The organism is Streptomyces sp. NPDC006997 (assembly GCF_040635175.1).
In the GTDB taxonomy this organism is placed as follows: Bacteria; Actinomycetota; Actinomycetes; order Streptomycetales; family Streptomycetaceae; genus Streptomyces.
The window spans coordinates 48835-72392 of the sequence record NZ_JBEYHH010000023.1; the positions used below are offsets into that span (position 1 = coordinate 48835).

Annotated in this window: 19 protein-coding genes; 7 read left to right on the forward strand and 12 right to left on the reverse strand. The window is 74.7% G+C overall.

Features of this window, described 5'->3' with window-relative positions; all coding sequences use genetic code 11:
• Positions 1–41 precede the first annotated feature (41 nt).
• Complete coding sequence (locus ABZ659_RS23055; RefSeq protein WP_360223194.1) at positions 42–1535, forward strand: hypothetical protein; 1494 nt, start codon at positions 42–44, stop codon at positions 1533–1535.
• Positions 1536–1538: 3 nt separating this feature from the next.
• Here the strand turns inward: ABZ659_RS23055 and ABZ659_RS23060 are convergent, their stop codons facing one another.
• The 4 genes from ABZ659_RS23060 to ABZ659_RS23075 form a co-directional block, all read right to left on the reverse strand.
• A complete protein-coding gene (locus ABZ659_RS23060) occupies positions 1539–2930 on the reverse strand; it encodes a SpoIIE family protein phosphatase (RefSeq protein WP_360223197.1) in 1392 nt (463 codons plus the stop codon).
• Between the two features lie 264 nt (positions 2931–3194).
• On the reverse strand, positions 3195–4232 hold the full coding sequence (locus ABZ659_RS23065) for a Gfo/Idh/MocA family oxidoreductase (RefSeq protein ID WP_360223200.1): 1038 nt from the start codon (positions 4230–4232) through the stop codon (positions 3195–3197).
• Between the two features lie 61 nt (positions 4233–4293).
• Positions 4294–5388 (reverse strand): chemotaxis protein, encoded by a 1095-nt coding sequence (locus tag ABZ659_RS23070; protein WP_360223203.1) that lies wholly within the window; start codon positions 5386–5388, stop codon positions 4294–4296.
• 76 nt (positions 5389–5464) lie between these two features.
• Positions 5465–7054 carry an alpha/beta hydrolase gene (locus ABZ659_RS23075; RefSeq protein WP_360223206.1) on the reverse strand — a complete coding sequence of 530 codons (1590 nt, stop codon included), beginning with the start codon at positions 7052–7054 and terminating at the stop codon, positions 5465–5467.
• A gap of 256 nt (positions 7055–7310) precedes the next feature.
• On the opposite strand from ABZ659_RS23075, the gene ABZ659_RS23080 reads away from it, so the two are divergent.
• Entirely contained in the window at positions 7311–7985 is a 675-nt protein-coding gene (locus tag ABZ659_RS23080; protein WP_360223209.1) for a chaplin, read from the forward strand.
• Between the two features lie 459 nt (positions 7986–8444).
• A complete protein-coding gene (locus ABZ659_RS23085; protein ID WP_360223417.1) occupies positions 8445–9194 on the forward strand; it encodes a GNAT family N-acetyltransferase in 750 nt (249 codons plus the stop codon).
• A gap of 21 nt (positions 9195–9215) precedes the next feature.
• Here the strand turns inward: ABZ659_RS23085 and ABZ659_RS23090 are convergent, their stop codons facing one another.
• The 3 genes from ABZ659_RS23090 to ABZ659_RS23100 all read right to left on the reverse strand — a co-directional run bounded on the left by ABZ659_RS23090 (position 9216) and on the right by ABZ659_RS23100 (position 10902).
• On the reverse strand, positions 9216–9479 hold the full coding sequence (locus ABZ659_RS23090; RefSeq protein WP_360223212.1) for a GlsB/YeaQ/YmgE family stress response membrane protein: 264 nt from the start codon (positions 9477–9479) through the stop codon (positions 9216–9218).
• 160 nt (positions 9480–9639) lie between these two features.
• A complete protein-coding gene (locus tag ABZ659_RS23095; RefSeq protein ID WP_360223215.1) occupies positions 9640–10080 on the reverse strand; it encodes an SPW repeat protein in 441 nt (146 codons plus the stop codon).
• A gap of 246 nt (positions 10081–10326) precedes the next feature.
• Positions 10327–10902, reverse strand: coding sequence for a sigma-70 family RNA polymerase sigma factor (locus ABZ659_RS23100; RefSeq protein ID WP_360223218.1), 576 nt, complete (start codon positions 10900–10902; stop codon positions 10327–10329).
• Positions 10903–11037: 135 nt separating this feature from the next.
• Between ABZ659_RS23100 and ABZ659_RS23105 the strand changes: the two genes are divergently transcribed.
• Positions 11038–12045 (forward strand): MerR family transcriptional regulator, encoded by a 1008-nt coding sequence (locus tag ABZ659_RS23105; RefSeq protein WP_360223221.1) that lies wholly within the window; start codon positions 11038–11040, stop codon positions 12043–12045.
• 81 nt (positions 12046–12126) lie between these two features.
• Here the strand turns inward: ABZ659_RS23105 and ABZ659_RS23110 are convergent, their stop codons facing one another.
• Positions 12127–13503 (reverse strand): deoxyribodipyrimidine photo-lyase, encoded by a 1377-nt coding sequence (locus ABZ659_RS23110; RefSeq protein WP_360223224.1) that lies wholly within the window; start codon positions 13501–13503, stop codon positions 12127–12129.
• Between the two features lie 67 nt (positions 13504–13570).
• Entirely contained in the window at positions 13571–15100 is a 1530-nt protein-coding gene (locus ABZ659_RS23115; RefSeq protein WP_360223227.1) for an SDR family oxidoreductase, read from the reverse strand.
• A 111-nt stretch (positions 15101–15211) separates the two neighbouring features.
• On the opposite strand from ABZ659_RS23115, the gene ABZ659_RS23120 reads away from it, so the two are divergent.
• From ABZ659_RS23120 to ABZ659_RS23130, 3 genes are all read left to right on the forward strand, one after another.
• On the forward strand, positions 15212–15655 hold the full coding sequence (locus tag ABZ659_RS23120) for a MarR family transcriptional regulator (protein ID WP_360223230.1): 444 nt from the start codon (positions 15212–15214) through the stop codon (positions 15653–15655).
• Between the two features lie 142 nt (positions 15656–15797).
• Positions 15798–17897, forward strand: a complete 2100-nt coding sequence (locus tag ABZ659_RS23125; RefSeq protein ID WP_360223233.1) for an MMPL family transporter — start codon at positions 15798–15800, stop codon at positions 17895–17897.
• An 89-nt stretch (positions 17898–17986) separates the two neighbouring features.
• Entirely contained in the window at positions 17987–18172 is a 186-nt protein-coding gene (locus tag ABZ659_RS23130) for a hypothetical protein (protein ID WP_360223236.1), read from the forward strand.
• A 12-nt stretch (positions 18173–18184) separates the two neighbouring features.
• Here the strand turns inward: ABZ659_RS23130 and ABZ659_RS23135 are convergent, their stop codons facing one another.
• The 3 genes from ABZ659_RS23135 to ABZ659_RS23145 are packed head-to-tail and all read right to left on the reverse strand — an operon-like array spanning position 18185 to position 23540.
• Complete coding sequence (locus tag ABZ659_RS23135; RefSeq protein WP_360223239.1) at positions 18185–19360, reverse strand: fumarylacetoacetate hydrolase family protein; 1176 nt, start codon at positions 19358–19360, stop codon at positions 18185–18187.
• A 33-nt stretch (positions 19361–19393) separates the two neighbouring features.
• Positions 19394–21130: an IlvD/Edd family dehydratase gene (locus tag ABZ659_RS23140; RefSeq protein WP_360223242.1), complete on the reverse strand. Its 1737-nt coding sequence runs from the start codon at positions 21128–21130 to the stop codon at positions 19394–19396.
• Between the two features lie 34 nt (positions 21131–21164).
• Complete coding sequence (locus ABZ659_RS23145; RefSeq protein WP_360223245.1) at positions 21165–23540, reverse strand: glycoside hydrolase family 3 N-terminal domain-containing protein; 2376 nt, start codon at positions 23538–23540, stop codon at positions 21165–21167.
• Between the last annotated feature and the right edge of the window lie 18 nt (positions 23541–23558).

The window sequence follows — 23558 nt, forward strand, 5'->3', positions numbered from 1 at the left end:
GCGGCTACTGTCAACTCCAGCCGAGAACCTGGGGGCTTGACGTGAGCGGACAACCCAACACCCGCCTTGCGGACCTGTTCGGCCTGGCCGGTTGGTCCAAGGGAGAGCTGGCGAGGCTGGTCAACCGGCAGGCGGCGGCCATGGGCCACCCCCAGCTGGCGACCGACACCTCGCGGGTGCGGCGGTGGATCGACATGGGAGAGATCCCGCGCGATCCGGTGCCGCGGGTGCTGGCGGCCCTGTTCACCGAGCGTCTCGGCCGTGTCGTGACCATCGAGGACCTCGGTCTGGTACGGCACGGGCGTGCGGGGAAACGGCAGGGCGGCGGGAGCGTGGAGCATCCCGACGGTGTGCCGTGGGCGCCCGAGCGGACCGCCGCGGTCCTCACCGAATTCACGGGAATGGACCTCATGCTCAATCGACGCGGCTTGGTGGGCGCGGGTGCCGTGCTCGCCGCGGGATCCGCACTCAGCAGCGCCATGCACGACTGGCTGCGCACCGACCCTTCCCTGGCCGCCGACGCTCCCCGTCTCGACGACCCCCTGCACGCCGACCCCGCTGGGTTCGACCGCTACGAGGCCGCCCCCATCGGGTCGCAGGAGATCGAGGAACTGGAGCGCTCGGTGGAGGTGTTCCGTGCCTGGGACGCCGCCCGCGGTGGAGGGCTCCAGCGCAAGGCGGTCGTCGGCCAGCTCAACGAGGTGGGCGGGATGCTCGCCTACCACCACCCCGACCATCTCCAGCGGCGCCTGTGGGGCGTCGCCGCCAACCTCGCCGTCCTTGCGGGCTGGATGTCGCACGACGTCGGCCTGGAGCCCACGGCCCAGAAGTACTTCGTCATCGCCGCCCATGCCGCGCGGGAGGGCGGCGACCGGCCCCGGGCGGGGGAGGCGCTCTCCCGCGCGGCCCGCCAGATGGTGCACCTGGGACGGCCCGACGACGCCCTGGAGCTGATGAAGCTCGCCATCTCCGGCTCCGGCGAGGAGGTGCTGCCGCGCACCCAGGCGATGTTCCACACCGTCGAGGCGTGGGCGCAGGCGTCCATGGGCAAGGCGCAGGCGATGCGGCGCACCCTGGGGCAGGCGGAGGACCTCTTCGTCTCCGACCGCCGGGACGTCGAACCACCGGACTGGATGCAGCTGTTCGACGAGGCCGACCTGTACGGGATGCAGGCCCTGTCCTACCGCACCCTGGCGGAGTTCGAACCGGGCGCGGCCGTGCACGCCCAGCACTACGCGGAGAAGGCGCTCGCCCTGCGCAACGACGGGCGGGAGCGGTCGAAGATCTTCGACCACCTCTCCATGGCCTCCGCCTGCTTCATCGCGGACGATCCGGAACAGGCGGACCGCTATGCCCGGCTGGCCCTGATGTCGATGGGCTCGAACTCCTCCCGCCGTACCTGGGACCGGCTGCGGCAGATGTACCGACTGACCGCGCAGTACGCCGAGTTCCCGCGGATCCAGCAACTGCGTGAGGAGATCAGGCTGGCGCTGCCCAAGCCGCGCGAGCGGGGCGGCAGCGGCGCCCAGGTGTGACGGTCACCCGGTCACCCTGACGGCGAGCACACAGGCGTCGTCCTCGCGTCCGGTGGCTCCGAACTCCGTCACGACCGTCGCCACGCAGTCCTGCGCGGTGGGCGCCGCGCTGAGCCGCGGGGCCAGGTCGAGGAGGCGGTCGTCGACCGTCGGCGCGCTGTGTCCCGGCACCAGCCCGTCGGTGTGCAGCAGGAGCAGGTCGCCCACGTCGAGGGTGACTTCGGCCTGGCCGTACCCGGCTCCCGAGGTGGCGCCGAGCAGGACGCCCGGTGGTGCGCTCAGCCGGTGCCCCGTCCCGTCGCGGAACAGCAGCGGGGCGGGGTGTCCGGCCTGCGCCCACACCAGGGTGCGGGTGCCGGGCCGGTAGCGGCAGCAGACGGCGCTGCCGAGGGCGGGCTGCGCGGTGGTGTCGAGGAGCCGGTTGAGCCCGCCGAGCAGCGGGCCCGGCTCGCTCCCCGCCATCGCCATCCCGCGTACGGCGCCCAGCAGCATCGCCATGCCGGAGGTCACGGCGACGCCGTGCCCGGTGAGGGCGCCGACGCTCAGCAAGGTCTCGCCGCCGGGCAGTTCGAGGGCGTCGTACCAGTCGCCGCCGATCAGCGCGCCGGCCGCGGCGGGCAGGTAGCGGGCCGCCAGCTCCAGGTGCGGCGGGCCCTGGTGCGGGAGCCGCAGGGAACCGTGCCATGTCGGCAGCACGGCCTCCTGCAACTCGACCGCGATCCGGTGCTCGGTCCGTGTGTCCCGCCGGTGGCGCTGGAGCGAGTCACGGGTCTCGCTCACCACGCGCTGGCTGCGCCGCAGTGCGCTCACGTCCCGCAGCACCGCCCACATGGAGGCGGTGCCGCCGTCGGTGCCGAGCACGGGTTCGCCCATCATGTGCACGGTGCGGACCTCGCCGCCGGGCCGGACGATCCGGAACTCGCCGTCGATGCGCCGGGCGTCGACGAGGCAGTCGGTGACCATCGCGGTCAGCAGGGGCCGGTCCTCGGCCAGTACGAGCGAGGGCAGCTCGTCGAGGGTGAGCGGGGCGGAGCCGGGGTCGCGGCCGAGGATGTCGTACAACTCGGCGGACCAGTTGGCCTCGTCGGTCAGCAGGTGCCACTCCGCGCTGCCGACCCGGCTGAGCAGGGAGCCGTCGTGCGGGGCGGGCGGCGCGGGCGGGGGGCCGTCCCTGAGCTGGGCCAGGTGTTCGTCGAGGTCGTTGAGCTGGTGCAGCGCCAGCTCGCACAGGGCGCGCTGCCAGCGGTCCCGCGGGTCCGTGCCGTCGCCCCGGGTGTCCCTCCGTACGGCGTCCACCTCGCCCTTGAGCCGTCGCGTCTGCGTGATCAGCGCGTCGACCGGGCCGCGTCCGGGCGGCTGGGCGGAGGGGCGGTCCGCGGAGAGGTGGGACGGCATGACGCACTCCGATGGGGGACGGTACGGCCAAGGCGGACGAAGGGACCGTTAACGACTGTCGCACAGCCCGCGACGCCCTGTAAGGGATTTGGTGACACACGATCCGGTGGTGCTTCTGGCATATGCCACAGTCCTCCAGGGGGTGGTGTGTCGCCCCCTGGAGGGGTCTCGCTTCGTGAGTCAAATGCCTTGCCTTATAGGTTAGTTGACGGCCCGTCGGTTCATTCTTTCCGCACCCGTCCGGGTGTTCGACGGCCCTTTGTTCTAGGGGCCCACGGGGTCTTCCGCGGCGTCGTACAGAGCAGGGCGGGGTGCCATCTCGACGGCGGTCCTGGTGCCCGTCTCCTGGGCGCGGACGCCCGCCTCGGCGGCCACGGAGGCGGCGTAGCCGTCCCAGGCGGTGGGGCCGGTGGCGCGGCCCCGGCGGACGGCGTCGACCCACGCCCGCACCTCCTGGTCGTAGGCGTCCGCGAACCGCACCAGGTAGTCCCGCGGCACCTCCTCGCGCGCCCCGCCGTCCGCCGTGACGAGCATGGTGTGCTCCTCGCCGATCCGGGCGCTGCCCGCCTCGCAGACCGCCTCACAGCGCACCTGGTAGCCGAAGCCGCAGTTGACGAAGACCTCCACGTCGACCAGGGCGCCCGCCGCCGTCTCCAGCAGCACGAACTGCGGGTCGAGCAGCCCGTCCGGCGCACCCGCGGACGGCCGGGGCCGCAGCACCGTCACCGCGGTCAGTTCCTGGCCGAGCAGCCAGCGGGCCGCGTCGATCTCGTGTGACACCGAGCTGTCGACCAGCATCGCGGAGGTGAACCCGGGCGGTGAGGAGACGTTGCGGTGCACGCAGTGCAGCATCAGCGGGCGCCCGAGGCGGCCGCTGTCCAACAGGGCCTTGAGGTCGCGGTACTCGGCGTCGTAGCGGCGCATGAACCCGACCTGGGCCAGTCGGCGGCCGAGCCGCGCCTCCGCCTCCACCACCCGCAGCGCCCCCGCCGAGTCCGGCACCATCGGCTTCTCGCAGAGCACCGGCAGCCCCCGCGCGAAGGCCGCGAGCAGCGCCTCCTCGTGCGCCGGGCCGGGCGAGGCGACCAGGACGGCGTCCACGCCCGGCGCGTCCAGGGCGGCGGCCGTCTCGGTGTGCACCGACACGGCCCCGATCCCGGCCACCGCCGCCTTGGCCCGCTCGGCGTCCGGATCGGCGACGGCGGCCACCCGCGCGCCGCTCACCACCCGGTCCAGGCGCCGTATGTGGTCGGCACCCATGTGCCCGGCACCCAGCACCGCCACGCCCACCACGTCACCCACGTGCGCACTCCCTCGTCGCCGGTCGTCCGGGGACAGCGTAGGCACACGGGCACGGGCCCCGTCAGTAGCGCAGGACCCCCGCGATGCGGTCGGCGTCGTCCAGCGTCCCGTCCGGCACGAAGCGGACCTCGGCGCCGGTCTCCAGGCACTGTTCGACGATCTCGTCCACGATGTCCACGCGGGCGTCGAGGTCGTCGCCGGCGGCCGGGACCAGATGGCCGCCGTCGTCGCGTACCGTCGCGCGGTAGTTCTCCTCGACGGCGAGCAGCCGCACCCGCGCCTGGAGGGCGTTCTGCCAGACCTCGTCGAGACCGGCCGCGAACTCCTTGCGGCCCCGTGCCTTGACGAGTTCCTCGGTCACCGTGTGGGCGCTGAGCCGGGCCTCCGCCTCCAGCAGCGGCCGGACCGCCTTCCACACCGCCTCGTGGCTGCCGTGCGCCAGCCCGCCGTGCCGCACCTGTGCGGCGTCGCGGGAGACGCCGCCGATCTCGTCGAGCAGCGACAGCGCCGCCTGCTCGCCGGTGACGTACAGCGGCCGGGGGTCCTGGCGCAGGACCGCGGCCATCGCGGTGTCCGCGTCGCGCAGGAAGTGCTTGGTGTCCTCGTCGCGGAACGCGCTCGGCGTGTCGCCGATCCGCTCCTGCCGCTCGGGGTCGAAGTTCCTCGCGTCCCGGGTCATCGGGAAGCCGCCGGTGTGCTCCTCGGTCACCCGGTCCACGCCGCCGCTCCACAGGGTGACCCGGTCGGAGGCGACCGACATGACCCAGAACGGCCGCTCGGAGGCCTGTGCGGAGACGAGGTTGCGGGTCAGGAAGGTGTCCGAGAGGACCACCCGCTCCGGCACCGGGCGGGCCAGGGACCACACCTGGTGCTCACCGGGCGCGGCGAAGATCACCAGTCCGTCCTCGGTGTGGGCCAGGTCGACCTCGGCGAGCGCCCGGTCGAGGTGTTCCTCGACGTCGGTGCGGCGCTCCCGGGTGACCGCCGGGTCCTGCTCCAACTGCCGTTTGGCCTCGGCGACGACGTTGCGCAGCCGGACCGCGTCCTGGTGGTTGTCGGGCTCGCGCCGGTGGGTCGGGGTCAGCACGGACACCGCGGGGTAGGGGCGCGGGCGCCGCAGCTCGGCGAGGGTCGCGGGACTGAGTGCGTGCTCCATGACAGCACCATAGGTCCGATTTGTCGGTGCGGCACGTGGGGCGGCCCGGCGCGGGCGGAGGGGGGCGCCGGGCCGTTCAGTCGCCGTCCTCGGCACCGCAGGAGCTGCCGTCGGGCGGCAGGGAGCCGTACAGCAGGAAGTCGTCGACCTTGCGGTGCACGCACGTGGAGGAGCCGTAGCCGGTGTGGCCCTCGCTGCGGTTGTCGAGCACCACCGCGGAGGGGCCGAGCCGTTCGGCGGTCTGCTCGGTCCAGCGGTACGGCGTCGCGGGGTCGCCGCGGGTGCCGACCAGCAGCATCTTCGGCGTGTCGACGTCCCTGACCCGCTCACGGATGTAGGGGGTGCCCTTGGGGCGGCCGTAGCACATCAGCACCTGGGTGAGCCGGTACCGGCCGAACACCGGCGACGCCCGCTCGTACCGGGCGCGCAGCCTGCGCAGCTCGCGGGTGATCTGCCCGGCGGTGGGGCGGTCGGGGTCGTCGGCGCAGTTGACCGCCATCAGCGCGGCCGGGAGGTTGTCGAGCGGGACGTCCTCCTCGTCGGCGAGTCCGCCGTCCCGGCCGGGACGGGGGCCGATCCGCACCGGCAGCGCGAAACCGCCGGAGGTGAACGCCTCCACGCCCCGGGTGTCGCCGTCCTCCACCAGCAGGGCCAGCGCCCGCTGGAGCGAGGGCCACAGGTCCCTGCTGTAGAGCGCCTGTCCGATGGCGCCGACCAGGTCCTGGCCGGAGAACGTGCCGCCGAACGCGGTCGGCACCGGGTCCTCGTCGAGTGAGCGGACCAGCCGGACGACCTCCTCGCGGCCGGTGCGCGGATCCTGTCCGAACGGGCATCCGATGTCCCGCGCGCACCAGTCGACGAAGTCCCGCAGCGCCCGCTGCTGCCCTTCGGCGCCAGCGACCCCCTGCTCGGTGAGCGGCTCGGTCAGCGTGTCCACGCCGTCCAGCGCGAACCGGCCCACCCGGTCGGGGAACCGGGCCGCGTACACCGCGCCGAGCCGGGTTCCGTAGGAGAAGCCCAGGTAGTTGAGCTTGTCGTCGCCGAGCGCCTGGCGGATCACGTCGAGGTCCCGGGCGACGTCGACCGTGCCCATGTGCCGCAGCACGGGCCCCGAGTGCCGGGCGCACTGGTCGGCGGTCTCGCGCAACTCCCGCAGCGCGGCCAGGGGATCGCGCAGCATGTCGTCGGTGTCGTCGGTGTCGTCGCTGGCCTCCGCGGTGAGGAAGCCGTCGCCGCAGCTGACCGGGGCGGACCGGCCGACGCCGCGCGGGTCGAAGCTGACCACGTCGTAGCCGTCGGTCAGCCCCATGAAGTCCGTGCCGTCCGCGGCGAGTCCGGCGACGCCCGAACCGCCGGGGCCGCCGAAGTTCAGCACCACCGAGCCGCGCCGGTCGCCGGTGGCGCGGTAGCGGGCGAGGGCGAGTCCGATGCTCCCGGCGCGCGGCCTGGCGTAGTCGAGGGGCACCTTGACCTTGCCGCACTGGAGGTCCTCCGGCGCCTCCGGGCCCTGGCAGGCGGACCACTTGACCCGCTGGCGGTAGAACCGGGAGAGGTCCGCCTCGGTGTCGTCGTCGGTCGCCGCCGGGACCCCCGCGCCCAGCAGGGCGAGGGCGAGCGCCGGTATCAGCGGGCCGCGCCGCAGCGCGGTGCGCGTCGAGCGATGCATGTGCTGCCTCCAGGGACGCGGGCGGGGCCCTCGCTCACCATAGAGGCCCCCCGGAAGGCACGCCTCCGGACGGGCATCCCCCCGAAGTCACGTGCCGCCCCGCCGTTGATGTCCCGTTCGGTGGCTCTTGCTGTTGGTTCGATAACCGTGCCACTCGATGGGGTGAAAGGCCGATAAGCCATAACTCTGATGGTTTAGCGGCGTTCTTTCCGGTACGGGCGACTGCCCGTGACCATGTCTGGAAGGCAGGGATCCCATGAGACGGGTTACCCGAAACGGTGTGATCGCCGTCGTCGCCGCATCCGGCGCGATGGCCGTGACGTGCCCGGCGTACGCCGACTCCGCGGCGGACGGAGCGGCCGTGGGCTCGCCCGGGGTGGTCTCCGGCAACACCGTCCAACTCCCGGTGCACGTACCGGTGAACGTGTGCGGCGACACCGTGAACGTGGTGGGGCTGCTCAACCCCGCCGCGGGCAACCGCTGCGCCACCGGGGGCGGCCCCGCGCACCAGCCGCCCGCCGGGGCGTCCGCCCACGGGCACGAGGAGGACGCGCCGGGGCTGGTCTCCGGCAACGGCGTGCGGCTGCCGGTCCACCTCCCGGTGAACGTCAGCGGCAACGCGGTGAGCGTGGTCGGCGTCGGCAACCCGGCGGTCGGCAACGAGTCCACGCACACCTCCGAGCCACCGCCGAGGCACCCCGCCCCGCCCGAGCCGCCCGAGCGCCCCACGCGCCCGGAGCCCGCCGAGCCGCCGCGGACCCGCCCGGTCCCGCCCCCGGCGGCACACCCCGCCACCCCGCCGCCCGCCGCCGACGCCGCCCTCGCCGACACCGGAGCGGACGCCGTCCTGCCTGCCGCCCTCGGCGCCACGGCGATGGTGCTGGGCGGGGCGGCGCTGGTACGGCGGTCCCGCCCGCGCGTGACGCGCTGACCCGGTGGCGCGCCTCACCGGTGCCGGGCCGGTGGGGCCGCCCGTACGGGTCGCCCGTGACGAACGTCAGCAGCCCGGCGGCCAGCAGCCACCAGGGCCAGGCGTGCGCGGGCCGGTGCGGCCGGGTGCCGGTGAGGACGGCCGCGGCGCCCGCGGCACCGATGGCCGCCCACACGGGGGGCCGGGCGGCGGGGACGGTCATGCGGACGGCGGTGGCGACCGCGACGAGTACGAGGTACGCGGCCGTCAGCCGACGTGCCGACAGCACGAGCAAGTGCCTCCGCGCCGGGGGAGGAGACGGGGCTGGCCACCTGGTCCGGGGACTCCTCGGTCGTAGGCACCGCCGGTCGCCGGGTGCATCTCCGCCCGTCGGAAAAGGCGTTGCCGTCCCGGGAGGCGGATGGTGGGGTGGGCGGCGTGAACGACACCGCCGCGGTACTCGACCGCTACGACCGTGAGATGCGCCGGGGCGCCCGCCCCGACGGCACCGGCGCCCGGGTCGAACGGGTGGGCCGGGTGGTCCGGCAGGTCGCCCCCGCGCACGGCTGGAACGGCGTGCTGTGGTCGGGACTCGACCCGGACAGCGCGGACGCCGACGTGGACGCGGTGATCGCCGAGCAGGTCGACCGCTACACCGCGCTCGGCCACGGCTTCGAGTGGAAGCTGTACGGCCATGACCTGCCCGCCGGTCTCGGACGGCGGCTGCGCGCCGCCGGGTTCGTTCCCGAGCCCGCGGAGACGCTGCTGGTCGCGGAGACCGGCGAGGTCCCGCCGAACGCCGAGCCACCCGCGGGCGTCCGGGTCGTCGCGGTGTCGGACGCGGCGGGCGTCGACCTGGTCACGCGGGTGCACGAGCGCGCGTTCGGCACGGACGCCACCGCGCTGCGGCGACAGTTGCTCGACCGGCTGGCGGCCGACCCGCAGGACCTGGTCGCCGTGGTCGCCCTCGCCGGGGACGAGCCGGTCAGCTCCGCCCGGATGGAACTGGTGCCGGGCACCCCGTTCGCCGGGCTGTGGGGCGGCGGCACGGTCGAGGGCTGGCGGGGCCGCGGTCTCTACCGGGCGCTGGTCGCCCACCGGGCGCGGATCGCCGCCGACCGCGGCTACCGCTACCTCCAGGTGGACGCCACCGAGCGGAGCCGCCCCATCCTGGAGCGCCTCGGCTTCGTGCCGCTGACCACGACCACGCCCTACGTGTACGAGGGGTGAGGCGTGCGCGGTCGTGGGCCGTCAGCGGCGTGCCTTGGAGCGGTCCAGGGCGGCGACGCCGAGTGCGGCGAGGCCGATCTGGATGAGCCACTCGATCCAGTCCACACCGTTGGTGTCGGACACGTCGAAGGCGTTCGCGATCGCCGAGCCGATGAGCGCCGCCACGATGCCGACGGCGATGGTCCACAGGACCCCTATGCGCTGGCGTCCCGGGACGACGAGCCGTCCGAGCACACCGATGACGATGCCGATGATGATGGCACTGATGATTCCCGAGATCTCCATTTCCGTCCCTCTTTGTCGGAGCCCTCCCTGACAGACGTCTGCCCCCGGACGGCGGAGACAGTCCCCGGGGAGCCCGCCGGGGCGTGGGACGGGGGCGGGAGCCGGAACGGCCGGTCCGCAGGCGCCCGCGGACCGGCCGTTCCGGCTCTCCGGCGTCCTGCTACGCCCGCGGGGCGCTCTTCGCCGCCGTGGCCGCGCACGCCATGCCCAGGATCACGGCGAGGGCGCCGATGACGACGTTGTTCCAGATGACGCCCGCGTCCGGGCTGTCGCCGACGATCCACGGCGAGACGATCATCCAGGCGCCGATCGCGCAGGTGGCCCAGCTCAGGCCGTACATGCGCTCCGGGGTGCTGGTGAAACCGAGGGCCAGCAGGCCGATGGCGATGCCCACGATCAGGTTGTGGGGGACGAGCGCGGGCTGGCTGGTCGTGTAGTGGAGTATCCACGGGGACACGGCGCAGTACAGACCGAGCAGGAACACCGGTCCGTCCACGAGCGCCACGTCACGGCCGCCGAGGACGCGTGCGTACCTGGCGCGCATCTCGGAGGCGTCGGGGTGGGTGCTGAGGTCACCTCGGGTGGGTGAGACGTTGGCCATGACTCGTCTCCTTTTCGACTAGCAGGCGACCGCGTCTGGTGCGGTGTGCGGCGCGCGCCGCGCAGGTTTATTCTGCGCTTATTCCACCCTTATGTGTAGAGGTCAGGGCATATAAACCTGAAATGCGAGGTACCCCCGGGGGTGCCGACTCCTCCGGGGGTGTGCGTCTCTTCCGCCCGGGCGGGTCCGGCGGATGCGGGTGGCCGCGGCGGCGTCCCGGCGGGCCCGCGGGTGCCGCTGCGTGGCCTACGGGTGCTCCTCGGCCGCCAGGTGCTGCCGCAGCCGGTGCAGTCCCCGGCGGGCGTGGCTCTTGACCGTGCCCAGCGGCCAGCCGGTGCGCTCCGCGATCTGGGTCTGGCTCAGGTCCTCGTAGAACGCCAGCCGTAGCACCCGCTGTTGGGGCGACGGTAGCTTGGCCAGCTCCTGCCGGACCAGCACCCGGTCGAGCGCGGCCTCGGGCAGTGCGGCGGGGGCCTCGGCGACCAGCAGGACCGATCCCGCGGAGGCGATCAGGTCCAGACGGCGGGTGCGCGCGGAGAGCGTGTCGGCGATCCTGCGCCGGGTGATCCCGACGATCCACGCGCCGAGGTGACCGCGCTCGGGGTGGTAGGTGTGCCGCCCGCGCCACACGCCGAGGAACACCTGCTGAGTGACGTCCTCGGCCTCCTTGACGTCCCCCAGGGTCCGCGAGGCCAGCGAAAGCACCAGTGGTGACCAGCGCCGGTAGACGGCTGCCAGACACGCCTCGTCGCCCGCGACCAGGCCCCGCGCCAGCTCCTCGTCGGCGGTCGCGGGCCGGGTGGCGCTCGCGGGTGGGCTCATGGCGACGGCTCCTCACCTGGGCTGCGGCGGTGCCGGGGTGCGCCCCCGGGCCGTCATCGTCGGAGCGTGGCCGCGAGGCCCTCAACTTGCATCGTTTCTGCGTCGGGTCACCGTGCGTCGCCGTATAGTCGCGGCATGTCCGAGCCCTCGTCGGAGTCCCCGCAAGCACCTGACGGCGCGGCATCCGCGGGTCTGACCACCGGTGCCGTGGCCCGCCGACTCGGCGTCTCCCCCACCACCCTGCGCTCCTGGGACCGCCGCTACGGCCTCGGCCCCGCCGTGCGCGGCGACGGACGGCACCGCCGCTGGACGCCCGCGGACGTGGCGCTGCTGGAGGCCATGTGCAAGCTGACCTCGGCGGGCGTGCCGCCCGGCGAGGCGGCCCGGACGGTCAGGGAGGGCGGCGCCACCACGGTCCCCGCGGAGCGGCCGGTGCGCGCGGAACCGTCCACCCGCTCCCGGGCCGCGGGCACGCTGCCCCTCGGCGACGTCCGCCAGGAGTGCCGCGGCCTCGCCCGCGCCGCCGTCCGGCTCGACGCCCCCGCCGTCGAGGACCAGTTGGCGGTGGCCGTCGAGGAACACGGCCTGACCGTGGCCTGGCAGGAGGTGATGGTGCCGACCCTGCACGCCGTGGGCCGCAAGTGGGCCTCCTCCGGCGACCGTTACGTGGAGGTCGAGCACCTGCTGTCCTGGCACGTCTCCACCACCCTGCGGCGGCACACCCCGGCCCCCGTGCGGCAGGACGGCGGCGCCCCGGCGGCCGGGCCCGTGCTGCTGGCCTGCGTCCCCGGCGAACAGCACACCCTGCCGCTGGAGGCGCTCAACGCCTCCCTCGGCCAACGGGGCACGCCCACGCGGATGTTCGGCGCCGCCGTCCCCGCGGAGTCGCTCACGGCGGCGGTGCACCGGATCGGTCCGGCGGCCGTGGTGCTCTGGGCACAGGCCCGCTCCAGCGCGAGTGTGCCGCTGGCCAGGCATGTCGCCGGGGCGCGGTGGGGCGTCAAGGGCGCCCGCGGCCAGCCGGTGGTGGTGCTGGCCGGGCCCGGCTGGGCCGGTCGCTCCACACGCGGGATGCTCCGGCCGACCAGCCTGGCGGAGGCCCTCGACGCCCTGTCCGGGGTGGTGAACCCGGAGCCGCCGTGACCTCGCCGCACGGGCGGCGGTGTGGGGCCCGCCGGACCTTCGCCTCAGGGGCGGCGGTGTCGGGCCCGCCGGACCTCCGCCTCACGGGCGGCCCTCGCGGGCCCGGCGGAACCGGTCGAGGCCCTCGGACAGCTCCACCACCGGGTCCGGGTAGTCCAGCGCGGCCCGGTCGAGTCCCCGCAGCTTCCACGGCTCGTGCGCCGCTGACCCGGCCAGGTCGCCGAGTTCGGGCACCCAGCGCCGTACGTACGCCCCGTCGGGGTCGTACCGCTTGCCCTGGGTGACCGGGTTCAGCACCCGGTTGGGCCGGGTGTCGGTGCCGGTCCCGGCCGCCCACTGCCAGTTCAGCTGGTTGTTGGCCAGGTCGCCGTCGACGAGGAGGTCGAGGAAGTGCCGGGCGCCCACCCGCCAGTCGACGTACAGCGTCTTGGTGAGGAAGCTCGCGGTGAGCAGCCGCCCCCGGTTGTGCATCCAGCCCTCGTGGCGCAGTTGCCGCATCGCCGCGTCCACCACCGGGTAGCCGGTACGGCCCTCCCGCCATGCCTCGATGTCGTCGCGCGCGGCACGCCCGGAGCGCCAGCGGTCGTGCCGGGTGCGGTAGTCGGCGCTGGCGGCGTCCTGCCGGGCCGCGAGCACCTGCCGGTGGAAGTCACGCCAGGCGAGCTGCCGTACGAACGCCTCCGCGCCGGGGCCGCCCGCGCGGCGCGCCCGGTGCACGAGTTCGACGGGGGAGAGGGTGCCGAGGTGCAGGTGCGGGGAGAGCCGGGAGGTGGCGTCGCCGGACAGGTCGTCGTGGCGGTCCTCGTAGTCGTGCACCCCGGAGCGCAGCCAGGCCGTCAGCCGCTTCCGGCCCGCCGTCTCGCCCCCGGCGGGCAGCGCGGGGGACAGCCCGGACAGGCCCCTGCGGGACGGCAGCGGCTCGGAGCCGACGTGCTCGGGGACCCGGACGTGCCGGGGCGCGCCGAACGTGTCCCGCAGCCGCTGCTCCGACCAGCGCCGGAAGTACGGCGTGAAGACGGCGAAGTGGTCGGAGGCGGCCGGGGTCAGCTCCCCGGGCGGGACCGCCGTCGTCACCGTGTCGTGGACCAGCAGCCGCCGCCCCTCCGCCTCCAGCGCCCGCCGCAGCCGCGCCTCCCGGCGCCGCGCGTACGCGCTCACGTCGGCCGCCATGTGCACCTCGTCGGCGTCCGCCTCGGTGACCGCCCGGCACACCTCCTCGACCACGTCGCCGGTGCGCACCACCAGCCTGCCGCCGCGCTCGCGCAGCCCCGCGTCGACGTCGGCGAGGCAGTCGGCGAGGAACGCCAGCCGGTTGGGCGCGGCGAACCCGGCCCCGTCCACCGCCGGGTCACGCACGAACAGCGGCACCACCTCGCCGGACCCGTCGAGAGCGGCGCGCAGGGGCGGGTGGTCGTGCAGCCGCAGGTCGGCGGTGAACAGGACGACGGAGACGGTCACGGCGCGGACTCCAGGGAGGGGGGTGAGGTGTGCGGTGTGCGGTGTGCGGCCGCGGCGACGGAGGTGTTCACGGAGCGGACTCCACCGCGGGCGGTGACGGAACGCGGTGGGCCGCCGCCGCGCGGGCGATGTTGCGGGCCATGCCGCCGAACACGACGGCGTGGAAGGGGGACACGCCCCACCAGTAGGCGTGGCCGAACAGTCCGCGCGGATGGAACAGTGCCCGCTGCCGGTACCGGCTGCGGCCCTCGCCGTCGGGTTCGGCGTACATCTCCAGCCAGGCCAGGCCCGGCAGCCGCATCTCCGCGCGCAGCCGCAGCAGCCGGCCCGGCTCGATCTCCTCCACCCGCCAGAAGTCCAGCGAGTCGCCGACCCGCAGCCGGTGCGCGTCCCGGCGTCCCCGGCGCAGCCCGACGCCGCCGACCAGCCGGTCCAGCCAGCCGCGCGCCGCCCAGGCGAGCGGGAAGGAGTACCAGCCGTTCTCGCCGCCGATGCCCTCGATGACCCGCCACAGCGCCTCCGCCGACGCGGGCACCGCCAGCTCGCGCCGGTCGGTGTAGAGGCTGCCGCCCGCCCAGTCCGGGTCGGTGGGCAGCGGGTCGCTGGGCGCGCCGGGGACGGCCGCGTTGGACCAGCGGGTGGTGACCTGCGCGTCCCGCACCCGGAGCAGGGCGAGTCGCACCGCCTCGTCGAAGCCGAGGGGGTGGCCGGGCGGGTCCGGCACGTACCGCGCGATGTCGTGCTCGTGGCAGACCACCTCGTGCCGCAGCGATTCCGCGAGCGGCCGGGCGATCGACGCGGGCACCGGCGTCACCAGGCCCACCCAGTGGCTGGACAGTCCGGGCGTGAACAGCGGCACCGGCACCACGATCCGCCGCCCGAGCCCGGCGACCCGCGCGTAGCGGAGCATCATGTCGCGGTACGTCAGCACCTCGGGACCCCCGATGTCGAAGACCCGGCTGACCTCGGCGGGCAGCTCCGCGCAGCCCACCAGGGTGCGCAGCACGTCCCGTACGGCGATCGGCTGGATGCGGGTGTGCACCCAGCTCGGGGTGACCATCACGGGCAGCCGCTCGGTGAGGTAGCGCAGCATCTCGAAGGAGGCGGAGCCGGAGCCGATGATGACGGCGGCCCGCAGCACGGCGGTGGGGACCCCGGAGTCCAGCAGGATGCGCCCGACCTCGGTCCGGGACCGCAGGTGCGGCGACAGCTCGCTCTCCGGGATGCCGGCGGGCGTGAGGCCGCCGAGGTAGACGACGCGGCGTACGCCCGCGGTCCGCGCCGCCGTCGCGAAGATCCGCGCCGCCCGCCGGTCGGTGTCCTCGAAGCCCCGGCCGCTGGCCAGCGCGTGCACCAGGTAGTACGCCACGTCGACGCCCTCCATGGCCGCCGCGACGGACGCCTGGTCGGTGACGTCCCCGCGCACCACCTCCACCTCGCCCGCCCAGGGCTGGTCGCGCAGCTTGCCGGGGGAGCGGGCCAGACAGCGCACCCGGTGCCCGGCCGTGAGCAGCTCCGGCACCAGCCTGCCGCCGATGTACCCGGTGGCGCCGGTGACGAGTGAGCGCGGGCCCTGCGGCGGATCCTCGGCGTTCATCGGCTGTCGGTCCCTTCGTGCGGATCGTTCGCGGATCACTTCCCCGCGGGAGGTGATGTCGGATGCGTGCCCGCCAACGGTTCTCCCGTCGCGCTTCTATAGGCTGAACGCGTGGCCGACCTCCAGTCCTTCGCCGTCCAGCTGCGGCGGCTCAACGGCGAGATCAACCGTCTGGTGCAGGGTTTCGCGGGCGACCAGGGGCTGCACCCCACCGACGTGCACGCCCTCGCCGCGATCCTCGACGCCGACGAGCCGATGACGCCGGGGCGGCTGCGCGAGCACCTCGGCCTCACCTCGGGAGCCGTCACGGCCTGCGTCGACCGGCTCGAACGGGCGGGGCACATCAGACGCGTCCGGGAGAGCGCCGACCGCCGCGTCGTCCACCTGCACTACGCGGCCGACGCTCGCCCGGCCGCCCGGGCGTACTTCCGGCCGCTGGCCGCGGCGACCCAGGCGGCCACCGGCCGCTTCACCGCGGAGGAGCTGGCGGTGGCGTTGCGCTTCCTCGCCGGACTCAACGACGAACTCGCGTCGGTCCGGCCACACGGCCGCTGACCACCGCATCCGGGGGCCGGTGCGCGGCGGAACAAGGGGCGTCACCTACGATCACCTCGGCGGTCAGATAGCTCAATGATTGAGATACTTTTTCATTGAGCTACTGCCCGATCCCGATCACCCACCGCGGACCCGGAGAACCATGACGACCCCCAGCCCCCGACGAGCGCGCCTGCTCGTCCCCCTGCTGCTCCTCGCCGTCTGGCTCGGCATCGGCGGGGCCCTCGGCCCCTTCGCCGGACGGCTCGGCGAGGTGGCCACCAACGACCAGGCCGCCTTCCTGCCGCGCAGCGCCGAGTCCACCGAGGTCGTCACCGCCCAGCGCGCGTTCCGGCAGGACGAGACGCTGCCCGCCGTCGTCGTCTGGACGGACCGGTCGGGCGCGGACATGGGCGACCGGCGGGACGCGGCGACCAAGGCGCTGGCCGCGCTCAGCGACGCCCCCGGCGTCACCGGCGCCGTGTCCCCGGCCCTGCTCTCCGAGGACGGCAAGGCACTCCAGGGCGTCGTCCCGCTCCGGCCCGACCTCGGCGACCAGCTCGCCGACACCCTCGACCGGGTCCGCACCGGCGCCGGGACCGTTCCCGGCACCACGGTCCACCTCGCCGGACCCGCCGCCAGCCAGGCCGACCTCTCGGACGCCTTCGCCGGGATCGACGGACTGCTGCTCGCCGTCGCCCTGATCACCGTCCTGGCCATCCTGCTGCTCGTCTACCGCAGTGTGCTGCTGCCCGTGGTGATCATCCTCGGCGCGGTGTTCGCCCTCGCCCTCGCCTGCGCGGTCACCTATGCCCTCGCCGACCACGACCTGGTGCGCGTCGACGGCCAGGTCCAGGGCATCCTGTCCATCCTGGTGATCGGCGCCGCCACCGACTACGCGCTGCTGCTGACCGCCCGCCACCGCGAGGAACTGGTCACCCGCGCCGACCGGTTCGCCGCCGTCACCGCCGCGCTGCGGCGGTCCTGGGGCGCCGTCGTGGCCAGCGCCGCCACCGTCGCCCTCGGCCTGCTCGCGCTGCTGCTCAGCGACCTGACGAACAACCGGGCGCTCGGACCGGTCGGCGCGATAGGCATCGCCTGCGCCGTGCTGAGCACCCTGACCTTCCTGCCCGCCGTCCTGGTCCTCCTCGGCCGCGCCGCCTACTGGCCCGCCAGGCCGCACCCGGACGCCGACGGGCGCGGCGCCGGTGCCGGGGTGTGGCAGCGGGTCGCCGCCCTGGTCGACCGGGCGCCGCGCCGCGTGTGGGCGGTGGCCCTGGCCGGACTGCTGGCCTGCGCCGCGTTCGCCCCCGCGCTCACCTCCAAGGGCGTACCGCTGGACGAGACGTTCGTGGGCGACGCCCCGTCCGTCACCGCGCAGCGCACACTCGGGGAGCACTTCCCCGGCGGCTCCGGCAACCCGGCCGTGGTCGTCGCGGACGCCGACCGGCTCACCGAGGTCGTCGACGCCGCCCGCGCCACCGACGGCGTCGCCTCGGCCGCGCCGGTCGCGGAGAGCGGCCGTCCCGGCGGTGCCCCGCTGGTCGTCGACGGACGCGTGCGGGTCGACGTCACCCTGCGCGCCGCCGCCGACAGCGACGCCGCCAAGGACACCGTCGCCCGGCTGCGCACCGCCCTGCACGCGGTGCCGGACGCCGACGCCCTCGTCGGCGGGTACACGGCGCAGCAGTACGACACCCTGCGGACCGCCGAGCGGGACCGGACCCTGATCGTGCCGGTGGTGCTCGCGATCATCCTCGTCGTACTGACGCTGCTGCTGCGGTCCCTGCTGATGCCGGTGCTGCTGGTGGCGACCGTGGCGCTCAACTTCTTCGCCACGCTCGGCGTCTCCGCCCTGGTCTTCGAGCACGTCTTCGGCTTCACCGGCACCGACCCGTCGGTACCGCTGTACGGCTTCGTCTTCCTGGTCGCCCTCGGCGTCGACTACAACATCTTCCTGATGTCCCGGGTCCGCGAGGAGTCGCTGCGGCTCGGGGTGCGCCGGGGCGTGCTGCGCGGGCTGACCGCGACCGGCGGGGTCATCACCTCGGCCGGTGTGGTCCTCGCCGCGACCTTCGCCGCGCTCGGGGTGATCCCGCTGGCCTTCCTGGTCCAGATCGCCTTCATCGTCGCGTTCGGCGTGCTCCTCGACACGCTCGTCGTCCGCTCGCTGCTGGTGCCCGCGCTGGTGCGGGACATCGGACCGCTCTCCTGGTGGCCGGGGCGACTGAGCCGTGACGACGGCACACCCTGGGCCGGCTGACGGGACACCGCCGACTGGTTGACATGACCGCTTCGCTTGCGGGCAGGCGAGGGACAGGGGCGCTGTCGGCCCGTACCGATGACAGAGACATGGAGGTGGCTGCCGCCATGGGCGCGAAGGTGTTGGAGCGGTTCCCCGCGGGGGCTCCGCGAGGATCGTGGCCAGCGGAGGAGTACGCGGCACGGCGCCGCGCGGAGGGCGAGCCCGCGACCGTCGTCATGGACCTCAGGTCCGACGCGTTCCTCGTGGTCGTCCGGACCCGCGACGACGACTGAGCCGACGACGGGTCACACCACGCCCCGGCGGGCCAGGCTGCGCAGCAGCGCGCGCACGCCGAACGACCACGGCTCCGCCCGCTCGCTGGGCACCACGGTGTTGACCAGGGCGCCGAGCGGCGGGCTGGAGATCCGTACGACGTCACCGTGCTCGTGGGTGAAGCCCGCGCCCGGCGCCCGCCGGTCCTCGGTCGGTGCGAACAGGGTGCCGGTGAACAGCACGAAGCCGTCCGGGTACTGGTGGTGCGCGCCGTGTGTCGCGGCCACCAGGTCCAGCACGTCGCGGCTGATCTCGCGCATCGAGCTGCGCCCCCGGAGGACGTAGCCGTCCGCGCCGTCGACGCGCAGTCCGATGTCGAGGGCGCGTACGGCGTCCAGGTCGAACCCGTCGTCGAGGAGCCGTACGAACGGCCCGACGGCGCAGGAGGCGTTGTTGTCCTTGGCGCGGGAGAGCAGCAGCGCGCTGCGCCCCTCGACGTCGCGGAGGTTGACGTCGTTGCCGAGGGTGGCGCCGCGCACCCGGCCCCGGGAGTCGACGACGAGGACGGCCTCGGGCTCCGGGTTGTTCCACACCGAGTCGGCGAGCACGCCGACGTCGGCCCCCGTGCCGACCGCGGAGAGCACCGGGGCCTTGGTGAACACCTCCGGGTCCGGCCCGATCCCGACCTCCAGGTACGGCGACCACAGGCCCTCGGCGACCAGCAGCTCCTTGACCCTGCCCGCCTCCGGCGACCCGGGCCGCAGCCCGTCGAGCGCGCCGCCCACCGCCTGCCTGACGCGCTCCCGTACCTCGGCCGCCCGCCCGGGGTCGCCGCCCGCGCGCTCCTCGATGACGCGCTCCAGCAGACTCCGGGCGAAGGTGACGCCCGCCGCCTTGATGACCTGGAGGTCGATCGGGGCGAGCAGGCGCGGGACGTCGCGGCGACCGGTCGCGGCCGCGTCCAGCAGGTCCGCCAACGACCAGACCCGGCCACCGGCGGCCTCGCGGACCACCGTGTCCGCGTCGTCGCGTTCCAGCAGGTCGGAGACGGTGGGCGCGACGGCGGTCAGGTCGACGACCCGCTCGCCGCGCACCGCGGCCACGCACGGCCCGTCCCACTCCGGGTCGTGGACGCGGGCGACGAGGAGGGCCCGGTCGGCGTCGTCCGGCAGGACGGTGGCGGGGGTGAGCGCTGGTGTCGGGTGCACGCTGGGCTGGACTCCTGGGTCGCCGGGTCGGGTTCAGTGCGAGTCGCGGGGGACCTCGTGGCCCCGGCCGCCGCGCAGGAAGTCGAAGTCGGCTCCCCGGTCGGCCTGTTCGACGTGCTCGGTGTAGAGCCAGGTGTAGCCGCCGGTGTACCGGGGCGCGGGCGCCCGCCACTCCGCCCGGCGCCGCTGGAGCTCGGCGTCGGGCACGTCCAGCCGCAGGGTGCGGTGCGGCACGTCGAGGACGACCGGGTCGCCGTCCCGCACCAGGGCGAGCGGCCCGCCGACGGCCGCCTCGGGGGCCACGTGCAGCACCACGGTCCCGTACCCGGTGCCGCTCATCCGGCCGTCGCAGACCCGCACCATGTCCGTCACGCCCGCCTTGAGCAGCCTGGTCGGCAGCGGCACGTTGGCGACCTCGGGCATCCCGGGGTACCCGCGGGGACCGGCGTTGCGGATGACGAGGACGGTGTCCTCGTCGACGTCGAGGTCCGGGTCGTCGGCGACCGCGTGGTACGCCTCGGGGGAGTCGAAGACCCGCGCGGGGCCACGGTGGGTGAGCAGGTGCGGTGACGCGGCCGACTGCTTGATGACCGCCCCGTCCGGGCACAGGTTGCCGCGCAGCACGGCGGTACCGGTCCCGGCCGGCTGGAAGGGGGCGTCCAGGCCGGTGATGACGTCCGGGTCGAGGCGTTCGGCGCCCGCGACGTCCTCGGCGACGCTGCGGCCGGTGACGGTGGTCCGCCCGCCGTGCAGCAGGCCGCCGCGGAGCAGTTCGGCCAGGACGGCGGGCAGTCCGCCCGCGTAGCAGAAGTCCTCCATCAGGTACCTGCCGCTGGGCATCAGGTTGACCAGCGTCGGCACCGCGCGGGCCAGTTCGTCGAAGTCCTCCGGGCCCAGGTCGACGCCGACGCGTCCGGCGAGGGCGGTGAGGTGGACGATGGCGTTGGTGGAGCCGCCGATGGCCGCGTTGACCCGGATGGCGTCCTCGAAGGCCTCCCGGGTGAGGATCCGCGAGGGGCGCAGCTCCTCCTCCACCATGCGTACGACGCGCTGCCCCGCCGCCTGCGCGGTCTCCGCGCGCCGGGCGTCGACGGCGGGCCAGGCCGCCGAGCCGGGGAGCTGCATCCCGAGCGCCTCGGCCAGGCACGCCATGGTGGAGGCGGTGCCCATCGTCATGCAGTGGCCGTGCGAACGGGCCATGCAGCCCTCGGCGAAGAAGCACTCCTCCGGCGTCATCCGCCCGGTCTTGAGGTCCTCCTCGAACTTCCACACATGGGTGCCGGAGCCGACGTCCTGGCCGCGGTACTTGCCGTTGAGCATCGGCCCGCCGGTGACCATGACGGCGGGCAGGTCGACGCTGGCGGCGCCCATGAGCATCGCGGGCGTCGTCTTGTCGCAGCCGGAGAGCAGGACGACGCCGTCGAGCGGGTTGGCCCGGATCAGCTCCTCGACCTCCATGGCCATGAGGTTGCGGTACAGCATCGCGGTGGGGCGCATCAGCGTCTCGCCGGTGGCCATGGTCGGGAACTGGAGGGGGAAGCCGCCCGCCTGCCACACCCCGCGCTTCACCGCTTCGGCGACCTCGGTCAGATGGACGTTGCACGGCGCGAGTTCGGAGGCGCTGGTCGCGATGCCGATGACGGGACGCCCGTCGAACACCTCGTGGCCGAAGCCCTGGCTGCGCATCCAGGAGCGGTACACCATCCCGCCGCGGCCCTGTGCGCCGAACCACGCCTGGCTGCGGCGGCCCGTCGTCTCCATGTCGGTCATGTTGCCTGCTCCCGTGGCTCGCACACCCGGCGACTCACCCCTGGGCGTGCTGTTCGAAGGTGGCGTGGAAGCGCCGGGTGTGGTCCACCTGGCGCACGGCCCCGGTCAGCGTGACCCCGGCCGTCAGACCCGGGTCCGCGCTGGAGGCGGCCAGCCGCAGTTCCAGGTCGCCGGGTTCGACGACGCGTCGGCCGTCGCGCCCGGTGAAGGAGGCGACGTCGGCTGGGACCGTGACCCGGACCCGGCGGGCCTCGCCCGGCGCCAGCTCCACCCGGGTGTAGCCGACGAGGCGCCGTACCGGCTGGACGACGGAGGCGACCGGGTCGTGCAGATAGAGCTGGACGACCTCGCTCCCGGCCCGCCCGCCGGTGTTGCGCACGGTGAGGGCGAGGGTGAACTCGCCGTCGGTCGGCGCCTGTGGGGCGTCCACGTCCAGGTCGGCCCACGCGAACCGCGTGTACGACAGACCGTGGCCGAAGGGGAACGCCGGGGTCGGGTCGACGCTGGACACGCCGCTGGCGTGCGCGAGCCGCGCGCCGAGGTAGGTGCTCGGCTGGGCACCCGGCGAGCGCGGCACGCTCACGGGGAGCCGCCCGGAGGGGTTGACCCGGCCGCTGAGCACCCCGGCGATCGCGTGCGTGCCCTCCTCACCGGGGAAGAAGGTCTGCACGATCGCGGCGGACTCCGCCACGGCCCGGCCGAGCGCGTACGGCCGCCCGGCGAGCAGCACCGTGACCACGGGCGTCCCCGTGTCGAGCAGCGCGTCGAGGAGCTGCTGCTGCGCCCCGGGCAGGACCAGCGTCTCCGCGTCGCACCCCTCGCCGCTGGTGCCCCGGCCGAAGAGTCCGGCGCGGTCGCCGAGCACCGCCACGGCGACGTCGGCCCCGTCCGCCGCCCGCGCGGCCTCGGGGATGCCGGAGAGGTCCCCGTCGTCGACGCCGGTGCCGCGGGCGACCGTGATCTCGGCGTCGGGGAACTCGGCGGCGAGCGTGTCGCGCAGCGTGGGCAGGTCGATGCCGAGCGGGGTCCCGGGATGGCGGACGCCGATGTGCTGGGGGAAGGAGTAGCAGCCGAGGACCGCGGTCGGCTCGGCGGCGTTCGGTCCGACCAGGGCGATGCGGCGCGGCCGGTCGAGGGGCAGGGTGCCGTCGTTGCCGAGCAGGACGACGGCCTTCTCGGCGATCTCCCGGGCCAGTCGGCGGTTCCCGGGCCGGTCCAGGTCGACCGTGCCGCGCAGGGCGTCCGGGTCGTCGTGGTCCGCGCCGTCGAGCGCGCTCGGTACGGGGCTCCAGCCGGGGTCGAGCAGACCGAGCGCCGCCTTCTGGCGGAGGACGCGACGCAGGGCGCGGTCGACGAACGCCTCCGGCACCCGTCCCTCGGTGACGGCCCGTACGAGGGGGGCGCCGAAGGTCCTGACGTTGGGCAGCTCGACGTCGACGCCCGCCGCGAGCGCGGTGCCCGCGGCGTCGGCCCAGTCGGCCGCGACGCCGTGCAGGGTCTTCAGGAAGGCGACGGCGAAGTAGTCGGCGACGACGGTGCCGCCGAACCCCCAGGTGTCGCGGAGCAGCCCGGTCAGCAACTGCTCGTCGGCGGCGGCGGGGACGCCGTCGGTGTCGGTGTAGGCGTGCATCACGGAGTGGGCGCCGCCCTCGCGGACGGCCATCTCGAACGGCGGCAGCAGGACGTCCGCCCGCTCGCGCACCCCCATGGGCACGGGTGCGAGGTTCCGTCCGGCGCGGGAGGCGGAGTAGCCGACGAAGTGCTTGAGGGTGGCGAGCACACCGGCCGACTGGAGGCCCCGTACGTACGCGGTGCCGAGGGTGCCGACGAGGACCGGGTCCTCGCCGATGGTCTCCTCCACCCGGCCCCAGCGGGCGTCGCGTACGACGTCGAGGACGGGCGCGAGCCCCTGGTGGACGCCGACGGAGCGCATGTCGCGTCCGATGGCGGCGGCCATCCGGCGCACCGCGTCCGGGTCGAAGGTGGCGCCCCAGGACAGCGGGACCGGGTAGGCGGTGGCGCCCCAGGCGGCGAAGCCCGCCAGGCACTCGTCGTGGGCGACGGCGGGGATGCCGAAGCGGTTGGCGGCGGCGATGCGGGCCTGGGTGCGCGCCAGGGAGAGCGCGCCCACCGCGGGGTCGACGGGCACGGTGCCGAACGGCCGGGTCAGCTGGCCGAGGCCGTTGGGCAGCAGGGCGTCGAGGTCGATGGCCTCCTCCATGTCGTGCTGGTGCGGGGCGACCTCGCCGCCCTCGTCGGAGGCGCCCGCCCACACCCCGTACAGCTGGGCGGTCTTCTCCTGGAGGGTCATCGCGGCCACGAGGGCGTCGACCCGGGTGCTGACGGGCAGGGCGGGGTCGTTCCAGAGGGGGAGTTCGGGGGCGGGCTCCGCGGCGAGGTCGGCGGTCACGTTCCTCCCAGGGGTCGG

Bases quoted from the DNA above. Each gene is read 5' to 3' on its own strand.
- ABZ659_RS23070 (WP_360223203.1), bottom strand. From the start codon at position 5,388: ATGGAGCACGCACTCAGTCCCGCGACCCTCGCCGAGCTGCGGCGCCCG.
- ABZ659_RS23085 (WP_360223417.1), top strand. From the start codon at position 8,445: ATGCGCCGGGGCGCCCGCCCCGACGGCACCGGCGCCCGGGTCGAACGG.
- ABZ659_RS23075 (WP_360223206.1), bottom strand. From the start codon at position 7,054: ATGCATCGCTCGACGCGCACCGCGCTGCGGCGCGGCCCGCTGATACCG.
- ABZ659_RS23130 (WP_360223236.1), top strand. From the start codon at position 17,987: ATGGAGGTGGCTGCCGCCATGGGCGCGAAGGTGTTGGAGCGGTTCCCC.
- ABZ659_RS23080 (WP_360223209.1), top strand. From the start codon at position 7,311: ATGAGACGGGTTACCCGAAACGGTGTGATCGCCGTCGTCGCCGCATCC.
- ABZ659_RS23100 (WP_360223218.1), bottom strand. From the start codon at position 10,902: ATGAGCCCACCCGCGAGCGCCACCCGGCCCGCGACCGCCGACGAGGAG.
- ABZ659_RS23140 (WP_360223242.1), bottom strand. From the start codon at position 21,130: ATGACCGACATGGAGACGACGGGCCGCCGCAGCCAGGCGTGGTTCGGC.
- ABZ659_RS23060 (WP_360223197.1), bottom strand. From the start codon at position 2,930: ATGCCGTCCCACCTCTCCGCGGACCGCCCCTCCGCCCAGCCGCCCGGA.
- ABZ659_RS23095 (WP_360223215.1), bottom strand. From the start codon at position 10,080: ATGGCCAACGTCTCACCCACCCGAGGTGACCTCAGCACCCACCCCGAC.
- ABZ659_RS23105 (WP_360223221.1), top strand. From the start codon at position 11,038: ATGTCCGAGCCCTCGTCGGAGTCCCCGCAAGCACCTGACGGCGCGGCA.
- ABZ659_RS23125 (WP_360223233.1), top strand. From the start codon at position 15,798: ATGACGACCCCCAGCCCCCGACGAGCGCGCCTGCTCGTCCCCCTGCTG.
- ABZ659_RS23090 (WP_360223212.1), bottom strand. From the start codon at position 9,479: ATGGAGATCTCGGGAATCATCAGTGCCATCATCATCGGCATCGTCATC.
- ABZ659_RS23115 (WP_360223227.1), bottom strand. From the start codon at position 15,100: ATGAACGCCGAGGATCCGCCGCAGGGCCCGCGCTCACTCGTCACCGGC.